Annotated in this window: 5 protein-coding genes; all 5 read right to left on the minus strand. The window is 76.2% G+C overall.

The genetic code is table 11. The features are described 5' to 3' along the window. Positions 1-101: 101 nt before the first annotated feature. Entirely contained in the window at positions 102-2,066 is a 1,965-nt protein-coding gene (locus ABZZ79_RS07470; protein WP_356687446.1) for a hypothetical protein, read from the minus strand. Next, positions 2,063-5,956 carry a DUF5682 family protein gene (locus ABZZ79_RS07475; RefSeq protein WP_356687448.1) on the minus strand — a complete coding sequence of 1,298 codons (3,894 nt, stop codon included), beginning with the start codon at positions 5,954-5,956 and terminating at the stop codon, positions 2,063-2,065. The genes ABZZ79_RS07470 and ABZZ79_RS07475 overlap by 4 nt, the downstream gene beginning before the upstream one ends. Continuing rightward, a complete protein-coding gene (locus tag ABZZ79_RS07480; RefSeq protein ID WP_356687450.1) occupies positions 5,953-7,113 on the minus strand; it encodes an AAA family ATPase in 1,161 nt (386 codons plus the stop codon). The genes ABZZ79_RS07475 and ABZZ79_RS07480 overlap by 4 nt, the downstream gene beginning before the upstream one ends. 362 nt (positions 7,114-7,475) lie before the next feature. Beyond that, the gene (locus ABZZ79_RS07485) at positions 7,476-12,377 is read right to left on the minus strand and encodes a DNA-binding protein (protein WP_356687452.1); all 4,902 of its coding nucleotides are present in this window, start codon (positions 12,375-12,377) and stop codon (positions 7,476-7,478) included. Then, the gene (locus ABZZ79_RS07490) at positions 12,374-13,240 is read right to left on the minus strand and encodes a DUF4132 domain-containing protein (protein WP_356687454.1); all 867 of its coding nucleotides are present in this window, start codon (positions 13,238-13,240) and stop codon (positions 12,374-12,376) included. The genes ABZZ79_RS07485 and ABZZ79_RS07490 overlap by 4 nt, the downstream gene beginning before the upstream one ends. Positions 13,241-13,271: the final 31 nt, after the last annotated feature.

Below are 13,271 nucleotides of genomic sequence, written 5' to 3' on the forward strand. Positions count from 1 at the left end.
CGCGCCGTTCGGTTCCGGACCGTGTGCCGGGGCCATCGGCCGGGGAGCAGTGACGGCCTCACCACTCCCGTCGTGAACCGCGATCGTCCCAGGGGCCTGGGCTACGCGCGTGCCTCCTCGTGCTCCCACGTCGCCCGCACCAGCGCCCGTTCGGTGCCGGCCAGATAGACCGCCGCGGCGAGCCACGCCCGGGCGTAGCGGTCCGGGTCGGCCTCGGCGGTGCGGCCGAACACGTCCCGGGTGCGGCGGTCGGCCTCCGCGGTGAGCGCGGCCGACAGGTCGGCCGCCGCCCGGAACCCGCCGCGCCGCAGCGCTGCCCCTCCGCCGGCCCGGTCACCGTCGCGAGCGGGCTCGGCGACGGCCCGGCGGCCTCCCGACACGGCGACCTCGACCAGCCGCCGCAGCCGCCACAGCGGGGCCTGGGCCAGCGGATCCGGCGGAGGGCCGTCGCGTCCGTCCGCGAGCGGCAGGACGTCGGACGGCGGGACGTCGGGCGGCAGGACGTCGGGCGGCAGGACGTCGGGCGGCGGGAAGTGCGCGCCCTGGAGACGGTCGTAGCCCAGGTCGGCGTGCCCCTCCCACTCCGCCGGCAGCCGGAGCGTCACCTCGGTGTCCGGCACCGGACCCACCGCGAGCGGCCGCAGCGTCGCCGCCCGGTCGGGGTCCAGTCGGCCGATCACCCGCAGCCGCAGCCCCGGCAGGGACGCCAGCCGACGGAAGTTGGCCGTGTGGGCGAGGTCGGGGTGACCGTTGGCGGGAGTCAGGCGGATCAGCAGGCCGTCCCCGTCGGGACGGCCCGGAGTCAGCTCACGGGCGAGCAGTTGGTCGCCCACTGCGCCGACGAGGACCACGTCGCAGCCGATCAGCTCGCCGGCCGACTGCTCGGCCCGCTCCGGGTCGGTCCCCGCGCTGCCCGCGAGCCGTGCCGACACCGCCTCGGTCAGTGGACGGGCGAACAGCGTGGCGAGCGCACCCGACGTCCAGGACAGACCGGCGACCGGAGTCGCCCGCACGCCCTTGCCGGATCCGAGACGGCCGTCCGGGGAGAGCGTCGCGCCGGAGATCAGCAGTCCGCCGCGGGAGAGCCGGGCGTGGTCGAGGGTGCCCGAGCCTAGTGTGACGCTCGCCGTGCCCGCGCCCCTGGCCCGGGCGGGGCCGCCGGGTTTGACGTCGGCCACCGAGAACCAGCGCCCGTCCTCGGAGACGAGATGCGTGACGACACCGCCGTAGCCGGTCGCCGCGATCACCGGTTCCCGGCACACGCCGTGCACCCTCAGCCCGCCGCCCGGACGGTAGGCGCGGCGGGCCGTGCCGATCAGTGCCGGATCCGGATTCGCCGCCGCCAACAGGCCGGTGGTGAGCAGCAGTTCGCGCACATTGGCCACCAGATCGGCCAGTCGGTGGCCGTCGTGCCGGGCGCGGGCCGCACGCAGCCCCCGTACGACCCGCAGGGCGGCTGCCTCGGCGCGGTGCAGCCCGGCCAGCCGGGCCGTGTGGGCGGCCCGCAGCAGTTCCGCCTGGGGCACCGCGCCCGCGGCGGGCACCCCGGCGGCGAGAACGGCCGCGGCGGCCGTCCACAGAGCGGTCGCCGCGGCGACCTGGGCGGGGGTCGGGCCGGTGGGCGCCGGGGGCTCCTCCGGCGCGTCCGATATGCCGGCTTCAGCCGGCGCTCCGGCCTCGGCGCTCACCGGTGTCCCGGCGTCGACCCCGATGTCCGCCGAGGCCTGCTCCGGCTCTGCGACCGCGGCCACGTCGGTGTCGGCGTCGGCGTCGGCGTCGGCGACCGGGCAGGCGCCGAGCACCGCGGCGCGGTGCAGACACCGGGGCGCGAGCAGACAGCTGCACACCGCCTGCCCGGCGTCCGTGACCGCGCCGGAGGGGCCGGGCGTCAGGGCGACCTCGGCGTCCTCACCGCACCTGACGCGCAGCACACCGTCGGCGACGGCGACGGGCAGGGCTCCGTACGACTCGATCGCGGCGTCCAGCTTCTTGCGCAGCCGCGCGGTCAGACTCTCGACGGCGGCGGCGACCACGTCGGGTGCCACGGGGGGCAGTTGGGCGTTCATCGGGTCTCTCCGCGGAGGCGGTCGCCCACCCAGCGGGCGAGGGCGAGGGGACTGAGGGCGGCGACGGGCATCCCGGCCGCGACGAGTTGGCGGGCGACCGGCACCGAGTAGCGCGGGGTGCCGGTGTCGTCCAGGGCGGCACAGCCCATCAGGTGCACTCCGGAGGAGGCCAGGGACCGCACCTCGCCGAGGAGCCCGCCCAGCGCATAGCCCTCCTCGAAGTCGCTCACCACCACCACGAGGGTCCGGCTGGGCACCGTCACCAGGGAGCGGGCGTGCGCCAGCCCCGCGGCGATGTGCGTGCCCCCGCCGACCCGCACCTCCAGCAGCAGCGACAGCGGATCGGCCACCCGGTCGGTCAGATCGATCACGTCGGTCGAGAACGCCAGGAAGTGCGTGGACAGGGTCGGCACTCCGCCCAGCACGGCCGCGGTCAGCGCCGACCAGACGACCGACGCCTCCATCGACCCGGACACGTCGACCACGAGGATCAACCGCCAGTCCGACTCCTTGCGGGAACGGGTGCTGAACACCGGCTTCTCCGGCACCACCAGGGTCCGGCCGTCGGCGGTGCGGCGTGTGGTCGCGAGATTGGCGCGCAAGGTGCGCGGCAGGTCGAGCCTGCCTCCGGGGCGGCGGGTCGGACGCGGGGTGGCCAGGCCGGTCAGCGCGGGACGCATCCGGGTGGCCAGCTCCTTCGCCAATTCGTCGACCAGCCGGCGCACCAGCGGACGCAGCTTGGCCAGCTGCTGTTCCGGCATGCCTCCGGCGAGGGACAGCACGGAGGTCAGCAGGTCGACCGAGGGGCGCACCGAGGCGGGATCCAGCTCGGCCAGCACATCGGTACGGCCCTGGTCGGCGGCGCGCGCCAGCACCTCTTCGCGGACCTCCGCGCCGAACAGTACGTCCAGTTCCTCGGCCCACTCGCGGGCGGTGGGGAAGGCCGCCTCCTGACCGCCGCCCGAGCCTCGTTCCCGGCCGAGGTCGGAGGCGCCCTCGCCCCGTCCGGTGCCGTACAGCTCGTCCAGCGCATGCGCGTAACGGCGGGCGTTCGACGGCAACTTCTCGCTCTCCCGACCGAGCAGCAGCCGCCAGCGGTCGGTGGGCGAGAGGTGGAGCGCGAAGGCCGTGCCGTCCCGGGGCGCGGCCCCCGACACGGATTCGGGCGCGGTCTCGGCTTCGGCTTCGGCTTCGGCTTCGGCCTCTGCTTCGGGCAGGGCCTTGGGCTCGGCTTCGGACAGGGCCTTGGGCTCGGCCTCGGCTTCGGGCAGGGACTTGGGCTCGGCCTCGGCTTCGGTCTCGGGCAGGGACCTGGGCTCGGGCGCGGCGTTGTCCACCGTGCCGTCGGCCGGTGCCTCGGCTTCCTTCGGTGTCTCAGGCGTCTCGCCAGCCGGGGAAACCTGGGACGCGTCCTGTGCGGCGGCGGTGCCGGCGGTCTCGGACGGGTGCGTCTGCGTCCCCGTCGGCAGGCCCAGGGAGGTCACCGCCGCGAGACCCGCCGCGTCGGCCGCCGTCCACAGGGCGAGGAGCCGGGGTGAGGCGCCGAGCGACAGGTCCAAGCGATCGCCGAGCCGCTCGGTGACGGTGGCCAGTAGACGGTCGCGGCCGGCCGGGCTCAGCGTGTCGAAACCGCCGCGCAGTGCGGGCAACCGGTCCAGGAACCCCTGGTCGGTGAGGGTGTCGATGCGGTTGAGCAGCGGGTCGAGCGCGGTCGGCGCCGACTGGAGCAGCGGGGCGGCGCCGCTGAGCAGCCCGGTAAGCCGGCGGGCCAGCGCGAGCCGCCCGTCCGGGCCGGTGGCCGTGTCGATCCAGCCGGCGGTGCGCGCGCCCAGCACTTCGGCGTCGTCCAGGTCCAGCAGGGCCCGGGCGGCCAGCGCGGCGCCCTGGACGAGCGGGGAGCCGGTGCGCGCGAGGGTGCCCAGGGCGTCGTCCATCCGCAGTCCGAGCCGGTGGTCACCGGCTCGCGAGGCCAGCGCGATCAGCGCGGCGGCGTCCCCCGCCTGGTCGCTGCCCGCGAGGCCGGGCAGCGCGCGGACCGCCGTCTCCAGCAGGTCGGCGGCGAGCGCGGCGGCCGCCTCCCGGCCGTCGGCGGTGGTGCCGGGCAGATGGCCGCGGCGCAGCGCCTCCAACAGGTCGAGCGCCTCCAGGAGTTCGGGAAGCGTGGCGGCGGCGGGGAGTACGGCGGCGGCGTCGGCCAGCCGCTCCGCGACCAGTGCGGGCAGGTCGCAGCGGGCCGCCGCGCGCAGCCCGGTCAGGACGAGCGCGCAGGTGGGCCCGCTCTCGGCCGAGTCCCGTCGGAAGGTCTCCCGCAGGGTTCCCTCGGCGGCCAGGGCCGCGGTCACGCCCCGGGTCCCGGCCAGGTCGAGCCGCACGGGGACCGCCGGGGTCCACGCCAGCCGCCACCGGGTGGTGAGGGCCGTGCCGTCGCCCGTGCCTGCCACCTCCTGGGCCTCGCCGTAGCCCGCGCCGCACACGGCGAGCCGTTGGAGAAGGATCTCGCGGCGGCCGTCCAGGGCGGAACGGAACGGGTCGAGCCGCAGCTCGCGGGCGGCGGGGTCGTCCGGGCCCGGCAGCCGCAGCGCGGCCAGCTCCGCCTCCACGGACGGGCCGAGTCCGGACCTCGGGGTGCCCGGCGCGATCCGGCCCCGGTCGGTGCCGACCAGGACCACTTCGAGCGCCCGCGCCAGGGCCCGGCCGCGGCCGAGGGGCTCGCCCTGGCCCATCACGGTCGTCAGCGCCTCCAGCACCTCGCCCCGCCCGGGGGCGGCGAGACCCCGCACGCCGGCCAGGTCGCCGGCCATCCGCAGGGTCTCGGCGGCCTCGCCGGTGCCCGCCGTGTGCCCGGCCGCTCGCAGCTCCCGGCACACGTCGGTGATCGCCCGCGCGGCGGCGGCGTGCAGCAGCTCGGGATCACCGGCGGCCGTGAACACCGCCTGCTGCCAGCGCGGGTCACGGATGCCCGCGGGGTAGCCGGAGCGGGAGTCGAGCAGGTCGAAGGAGTACGGGACCAGCGAGGTGACCACCGGCGGCCGCTCCCTGGTAAGGGGCGTGCCGGCCGAGGGCGCACCGACCGCTGCCGGCGACCCGTCGGCCGCTCCCGTGCCCCGCACCGCGCGCTGCGCCTCAGGATCGTCCGGCTCGTCAGTCCCGGCCGTCCCGTACGCCGCGGCCGTCAGGGCCGGTGCGTGGAACGCGCCGACGACGGCCGCGACCCGGCGTCCACCCGCCGAGGCTTCGGCGATCGTCGCACGCATGTGTGTCTCGCGGGCCAGGTCCATGGACGGCACCGCGCCCGCCGACTCGGCGTCTTGGCGCAGTGCCCACCCCACGCCGAGCGCGGCCCGCCGGATCGCCTCGGGCGGGCAGCCGGGGGCGAGTACCTCCACACAGCGGTCCCACAGGTCGTCACCGTCCCGCCCGGTGCCGGCGGCGGTGAGCGCGTCGGCGAAGGCGGTGGGCGAGAGCGCGGGCGGTGCGTCGGCGAGCGCGTTCCGGGTGTCCTCGGCGGGGGTGGTGCGGTCGCCTCCGTTCCAGGCCGGATCCGCCATCGGCAGATCGCAGCACACGACCTCCACTCCCCGCTCGCGGGCCCAGCGGACCGCGGCGAGTTCGGGTGAGAAGTCGGCGAACGGGTAGAAGCCGAGCCGCCCGCCCTCGCCGGCCCCGGCCAGCGCAACCGGAGCCATGGTGCCCGGGGCGGCCAGGTGGGTGAGCCACGGCTGGAAGTCGGCGGGCAGCTCCACGCACACGACCTCGGCGCCGGCGGCGTCGAGCAGGGCGGGCACCGCGGCGGCGAGCGCCGGGCTGTGGTGCCGTACCCCGAGCAGGTACGGCGCCGTGGAGTCGGCGAGGGCCTCGACGGCGTCCCGCGGGTCCTGAGCGAGTGTCACCGGAGGTTCTCCCGCAGGTCCCAGAGACGGCGCCAGGTCGCGGAGCCGTCCTCGGCGCGGCGGCGTACGGGGCCGTCCCAGTAGCCGAGCAGCCGCGCGTGGTCGGCCGGGTCGTCCTTGCGGACCACGCCGAGGAGGTGGCCGGGCACCAGGTCGAGGGCGTCGCCGCCGGGCAGGTAGGCGGTGGCCACCCCGAGTGAGGTGGCGACCTGTACGGCCTCCGCGGTGGACATCACCGTTCCCGGGCGTTCCACGTCCCAGCCTTCCGCGGACCGGCCGGCCCGCAGATCGCGGAAGACGGTGACCAGTACGTCGAGCACCGCGTCGTCCACGCCGAAGGCCGCGCCCGCTCGCTCGACGGCCGCGGTGGCCTGTCGCCGCACCAGCTCGGTCTCGGCGTCGACGTCGGCGATCGGGTGCACGGTCTCGAAGTTGAACCGGCGCTTGAGGGCGGCGGACATCTCCGAAACACCGCGGTCGCGCAGGTTGGCGGTGGCGATGACGGTGAACCCGGGGGCGGCCGCGACCTGGGCGTCGTCGGTGCCGGACAGCTCGGGGACACTGATCCGCCGGTCGGACAGGATCGACACCAGGGCGTCCTGCACCTCGGGCAGGCAGCGGGTGATCTCCTCGACCCGGGCCACCCGGCCGGTGCGCATGGCGCTGAGCACCGGCGAGTCGACCAGTGCCCGCGGTGTCGGGCCCTGGGCGAGCAGCAGGGCGTAGTTCCAGCCGTAGCGCATCGCGTCCTCGGTGGTGCCGGCGGTGCCCTGCACGGTGAGGGCGCTGGTGCCGCTGACGGCGGCCGACAGCAGCTCGGAGAGCATCGACTTGGCGGTGCCGGGCTCGCCGACGAGCAGCAGGCCGCGCTCACCGGCGAGAGTGACCACGCACCGTTCCACGAGGGCGCGTTCGCCGACGAACTTGGGGGCGATCACCAGCCGGTCGGGCAGCGTCTCGTGCGGCTTGGGCAGCTTCAGCGCCTCACCGCCGCTGCCGCACACGAAGGTGATCACGGCCCGCGGCGTGAGCCGCCAGCCGGGCGGGCGGGGCCCCTCGTCGTGGGCGGCGAGGAAGGCGAGTTCGGTGGCGTGACGCTCCTCGGCGGGCAGGGTCTGCCGGGCCGGAAGGGCCGTCGCCGTGTCGGTCGAAGGCATGCAGGTTCCTTGTCGGGTAGGTCGGTCCGTCGTCGGGCCGGTCTGTCGGTCTGTCGGTCCGTATGGCGGCCGGCCGGGCCGTCGGGCTTTCGGTCTGTCCGGTTGTCTGTCGTGCTCAGGATGGTGGGGGTGGTTCGTTGGCGGGGAACCGGGGTGCGCGCCAGGCCCCGGTGGGGCCGCGATGGGGACAGCGGCCGCCAAGTCGGCGTGCGGAGCGGGCCGGTGAGGCCGCCGCGCGCTACCGGTCCGGACGGAGGGCGTGCGCGGCGGGCCGCCGGGGAGGTATGCCGGGCAGGACGGTGGAAACGCGGCACGGGGCCGGGCTGGGCGCCGGACGAAGCCGGCGCCCCACCGCCCTTTCCTCAGCGCCGCCGCCCCCGCCGCACCTTCAGTTCCTCGAACCGGGGCGCGTCGCCGTCCTGGACCCGCTGCCAGGCCCTGCGGTACAGCTCCGCCGCGGGTTCGGTCGGTACGACCACCCCGAACGACGTCCGCTCGCCATGCATCAGATCGCCGTACAGCGGCAGCTTCCACGGCTCCAGTGGGACGCGCGGCGCGCCGAGGTCGCTCCAGCCGCCGGGCAGGAAGAGCGAGCGCCCGGCCCGGGTGCGGCTGGCCTCCACCACCAGGTCGGTGGCGGCCAGTTCGGCGCGCGCGGCCTTGAGCCGGGCCGGCTTCCAGCCGGTCCACCGGGCCGTCATACGGTCGGTGGGGTCGGGCATGGCGAGCAGCATCAGGTAGAGCGTGGCGGCGTCCTCGCCGATGCGGTGCTCCTTGGCCGCCTGGGTGACCAGGTCGGGCACGGAGCGGCTCGGATCCTGCGGCCACCAGGTGCCGTCCTTGTCCCGCTCGCCCGCCAGGGGCTCGCCCGGGTCGGCGAGAAGGGCGGCGAACCGGGAGGACCGGGCCAGGCGCAGCGCCACCTCGGCCGGGTAGGGCCGCTGGTGCTCGACGCGCAGCGCGGGCAGATACGGGTCCTGGCCCGCCTCGTCCAGCAGGTCGACCCGCAGGCCCGGGGCCGGCTGGTCGTCATGGGTGGCGAGGACGACGGCGCCGTACCGCTCGTAGCCCTGGCCGGTCTCGGTCGGGGCGCCCGCGGTCTTCCGGAAGGCGGGGAGGTTGATGTACTCCCCGAGGTCGAGGACCAGCCCGGGGTGGGCGAGCCGCTCGCGCACGACGGTGAGCGCCGACGGCAGCGCCGCCCGGACCGGGTCGCCGGCGGGCAGGCGGTGGGCGAGCCAGGCGGCGAGGCCGACCGAGCCGGTCAGTGTCTCCGCCGTGAACCCGACCGGGTTCTCCCCGACGGGCCGGACCCGGTCGCCGTCGACCGCCCACTCCAGGTCCTGGGTGAGCCGGGGCTCACCGGCCGGGTGCAGCAGGGCCGGCAGCGCCTGCCGTACCTCCCACCGCGTGTGCTTGACGGCGCGCAGCGCGTCGCTGAGCAGTTCCTCGGGCACGGCCGTCCGCCTGCCCACCCTGCTGTTCCACACCTCGGCCGCGGCGGCCACGTCCGGGCCGTCGGTCCACAGCTGGGCGGGGTCGGCGGGCACCAGCGCGGCCACCACCGCGGCGCGGATGGCGCCGTCGACGCCGCTCAGTTCGTCCTTGGCGACGGCGGCCGGGGCGACCTTCACACCGAGCAGGGTGCGCGCCTGAGCGGTCAGGAACGTCCGCTCGTACTCGTCGACCCGGGGCAGACCGGCCACGATCAGCCGGGCCATCGTGTCGGTGACGCCGGTGAGCCGGGCGAACTCCTCGGCGGCCGCCGGGAACCAGGGCGCCGGTCCGCGGCCGGCCAGCTCCGCGAGGACCTCGGCGAGGCGTCCCGCGTCGACGGCCTCGCCGAGCGGGGCCGACTCCCGGAGCGTGTAGGGCTCCGGCGTCTCGAACCGCCCGGCCGGGTCGTGGAAGAACCCGGTGAACGCGCAGCCGTCGTCGTCCAGCGAGCCGCGTCCCGTGACGGCGACGAAGGCACCGCCACCGAGCGGCAGCATTCCGGTCCACGAGCCCTCACGCCATTCGCCCGCCGGGGTGCGCAGCGGGCCGGCCGTCAGGTGCAGCACCACCTTGCGCCAGCGCCCGGACGCGTCCGTCAGCAGACCGAGCGCGTCGAACCCGGCGAGCAGGGTGCGCAGCACCTCGCGATGCTCCTCGGTGGTGGTGGCGGCCGCCGCGCGGAACGCCAGGGCGGTGACGCGGTCGAGCAGCGTCTCCAGGTCCGGCTGTCCGGAGGGCAGTCCGGGCCCGTCCAGGTGGAGAGGCGCGGTCCGTTCCGCAGGCACGGCGGTGTCGCCGAGACCGGCGGCCCGGGTGAGCACGCGCAGGGTGCGGAAGACGGTGTCGGCCTCGTCGTCGCGGTTCCACCAGTAGCCGCGCCGCGCGCCGAGACCGCTCATCGCGTCCTGGACCACGGTGTCGGCCGGGCCGGCCGGGCCCTCCTCCTCCAGGTCGCCGTCGAGGGCCCGGGTCAGCCGGGCGGCCGCCGCGTCCAGGACGGCCTGCTGTCCCGCGGCGTGCCGCACCACACCGGCGATGCCCGCGACGAGCGCGTCGTGGGTGACGGGCAGCAGGTTGCGGATGGCCCGCGCCAGCGCCTTCTCGTCCTCCTGCGCGGCAGCGGCCAGCAGGGCCGCCGAGGTGTCCCGGTCGATCCGCCGCAGGGCCACGGAGCCCTCCGGGTCGCGGGGCGTCAGGCACTCCCAGTACTGCGTCGGAGGCAGCAGCAGCGTGCCCTCGCCGAAGACGCCCGGGGTGCGGTCCGTCTTGGCCACCGAGGTGACGACACCGTCCGGATCGACCAGTTCGAGCTGCCAGCTGCCGCGTACGACGGCGCGGGCGCGGTCGTCACCGGGGAACACCACGAGCACGGTCGGCCGTCCCACGTCCTGGGGCAGGGTGACGGAGTGGCCGGCGAGGTCCTCGGTGCGCCGGGAGCCGTCGGGCAGCGCCACCCGGCGCAGACCGACCAGTCCGTCCACCGGTGCGGCGGCCGGCGCGGGGCTCACCGTCGGCGAGGGCCGCAGGTGGCCGCCGTCGAACGTGCTGCCTGCGGGGGCGTCGCGCAGCGCGTCGGCCAGAAAGGCGGGCCGGCTCGCCCGGCCGGTCTCCCCGGTGGCCGGGTCGTACTCGAACCAGCCGTGCTCCTCGTCGTCGCCGGCGCGCCACACCCAGTGGGCGACGCCGTCGGAGATGATCCTGCGCTCCTCGGGCAGCTTGGTGTCCCCGGCGTGCAGGACTGCGGCGCCCGTGGTCCGGCCGCCGCCGGGCAGGGGCAGGGTGACCGGCAGGTCGCCCCGGTACCAGTCCATCTCGGTGCCCCGGGTGGATGCGGGGCCCTCAAGGGTCTGGATCCGGTCGGCGCGGGGGTGCCAGTAGCCGCGCAGGCCGTCGCCGCGGTGGCGCCAGTAGACGAGCAGTTCGCCGTCCACGTGGTGGAAGCCGGGGTCGCCCCAGCTGTCGTTGGCCGGGATCCGCAGGTCGTGGGTGAGGACGGTGCCCTCCGCGCCGATCACCCGGGCCTGGGCGGCGCCCGCCACGATGAGGTGGGGCCAGGCGTCGGCGACGATCAGGTCCTCGACGTCGTTCTTCGGGACGAGGGCGGCCGCCGCGTCCTCCCATGCGGGCCAGCCCAGTTCGTCGAAGAGTCCGGCCCGCAGCGTGCGCGCCAGCACCGGCGCGAGGTCGGTGCGGACGGCGGCGCGGACCTCGTCCTCCGCCAGCGCCAGTGCCTCGGCGGGCAGCCACTTCAGGCGGCTCAGCGCGTCCGGCAGCTGGGGCAGGCCGACGGCGGTGAACCGCCGCACGACCCGGCGCACCCACTCGGCGAGCAGCGGCTGTCCGCCCGGCGACGCCGCCAGCAGGCGGATCGCCCGCAGCGCGTGGTCGTTGTCCCCGAACTGTTCGGCGCCGCGCAGGAAGGCGTCGTGGAAGCGGGGGTCGGCCGCCAGCGACCGCAGCTCGCGGTGCCCCTCGCCCGGCGCCCACGCCACCAGCGGCAGGTGCGCGCCCTGCACCGGGGCGGCCACCGGCACGTCCAGGGACAGCAGCAGGTCGATCAGGTCGATGTCCTGCTCGGCCTTCAGCCCGCGCCCGGCGGCGAGGAGTTCGGCCCGCAGCCGGTCCGCGGCCCGCTCCACCAGCGGGTACAGCTCCGCCATCCGGGTGGAGTCGCGCCAGGACCGCACCCGTTCCCGGAACGTCAGGAACCGCTCCAGCCAGCCCGCCGCGCCGTCCCGCGGCCGCTCCTCCTCCGGCAGCGAGGCGTCCCACAGCCCCGCCACGGCACCGGACGCCTGAAGGACGTCCAGCCACATCGCCGGCATCTCGCCGTCGTGGCAGGAGGGGATCAGGTCCAGCAGGGCACCCCGCACCCGCGGCTCACGCGCGGCCAGCGCCACCAGCGCCGCCCGGTGCCCCTTCCACCAGCCCGCCGCCGCGCGCAGCGTGGCCGGCAGACCGAGCAGCTCGGTCAGGTACTCCTGCTCCGTCAGTTCCGCGTCCCGGCCGGCGGCGCGGGCCAGCCTGCGCAGGTCGTTCGCCATCTGGGCGGACGGCGGGAGGCCGCCGGCCGTGCGGCGCAGGCAGAGCCGGGTGAAGCGCCGCAGCGCCTCCTCGGCCGGCACCCGCGCGGCCAGCTCCCTCGCGTACCCCGAGAGCACCTTCACCGGGAGCGCACCCGCCAGGGCGAACTCCAGGAAGACGGCGTCCAGCCGCTCCTCCTCGACCACCAGCCCGTGTTCCGCCTCGGCCTTGCGGGCGCGGGTGAACAACTGGGCCGCGTACGTGGCATTCTCCGACGCCAGGAACACCCGCCCGGCCTGCTCGTAGAAGGTGGGCAGGAAGTGCGGCACCGAGGCCGCGAGCCGGGCGCCCAGCTCAAGGTAGGCGTCCAGGGCCGCCTTCGGCTTGGTCTTCGCCTGCCGGGCCGCCCGCTCCAGGTCCGGTACGACGCCCAGCGCGTGGTGGCCGTCCTCCGGGTGATGCACCAGCACCCACTCCGGGAAGCCCAGCGACTGACGCAGACCGAGACCCACGACGGCCGGTTCCGCGTCCTTCTCCAGTCCGAGGTAGCCCGCGGCCAGGTCCTCCGCCGCGCCCAGCTCCCCGGCGACCAGCCGCACCACCACCCGGTCGTCCAGCCCCGGATGGCGGTACGTCCGCGTGGTCAGCGGCACGGCCCGCTCCCCGGCCCCTTCCGTGTCCGGCGGCAGCACCCCGCCCGCCGTCAGCAGTTCCTCGTACGACACCTCGGTCCCCCCGCTCATGCGTCCTTGCCCTCCTCGATCACGCGCCCGGCGTACAGCGCCGCGCCCATCCGCATCCCCTCCGACCAGGCCACCGGGCCCACCTCGCGCAGCGGCAGGGCGCGGCCGTCCTGGTCCTGCCAGGTGAGGGCGCCGGTCTCCACCTCGTCGTCCCAGTACGGCTCCCCGATCCACACGGAGGCCTCGACGGTCCGCCCGCCGTCCCGGACCCGGGCGGTTGCGTAGCCGCCGGACACGCGGTAGCCCAGCGAGGACGCGCGCGCGGCGAGGGCGAAGCGGGAGCGGAACGAGCCCCCGGTGAAGTCCCGTACCTCGGTGGCCTTGACGTCGAGGTCGTCGGGCCGTCGCCAGGTCGCCCGGTGTATCTGCTCGACGCCCTGGACGATGCCCAGCTCCGCCGCGAACTCCCGCACGTCGTCGAGGTCCGGCAGCAGCACCGGGTGCGGCAGTGTCACCGTGCGCGGGGAGAGCCGGACCGTCTCGCCGTCCAGGTTCACGATCCGCAGTTCGCCGGACTCGGTGGCGCCACGCAGGAAGCCGACCTCGTCGGGGTCGTCGCCGACCACGGCGAGGTCGCGCAGCGCGGACTGCCACGCCTCGTCCGGCCAGACCCGGGCCAGCAGGCCGGTGGGGACGGGCAGCGACGACACCATCCAGGCGTCGACCTGCGCGACACATCCGGCGGCGTGCCGGTCCAGCCACTCGGCGAACCGTCGCAGCCGCTCCACCTCCGGGTGGTCCTTCAGGGCGCGCGGCAGTGATTTCAACTGCCGCCCCGCCGCCCGGCCCGAGGTGGCGCGCGCAGCCACCCGCCCCTCCACCAGGGCGACTTCATACCCGTCACCTGCCGACAGCCAACCCACGAGCCACAGCCTTCCGCGTCAAGAGCACAAG

Source organism: Streptomyces sp. NPDC006458, from assembly GCF_040612135.1.
Taxonomy (GTDB): Bacteria; Actinomycetota; Actinomycetes; order Streptomycetales; family Streptomycetaceae; genus Streptomyces.

What these genes read in the sequence shown, in the direction of transcription:
- ABZZ79_RS07470 (WP_356687446.1), bottom strand. Translation starts at nt 2,066, where the DNA reads ATGAACGCCCAACTGCCCCCCGTGGCACCCGACGTGGTCGCCGCCGCC.
- ABZZ79_RS07485 (WP_356687452.1), bottom strand. Translation starts at nt 12,377, where the DNA reads ATGAGCGGGGGGACCGAGGTGTCGTACGAGGAACTGCTGACGGCGGGC.
- ABZZ79_RS07480 (WP_356687450.1), bottom strand. Translation starts at nt 7,113, where the DNA reads ATGCCTTCGACCGACACGGCGACGGCCCTTCCGGCCCGGCAGACCCTG.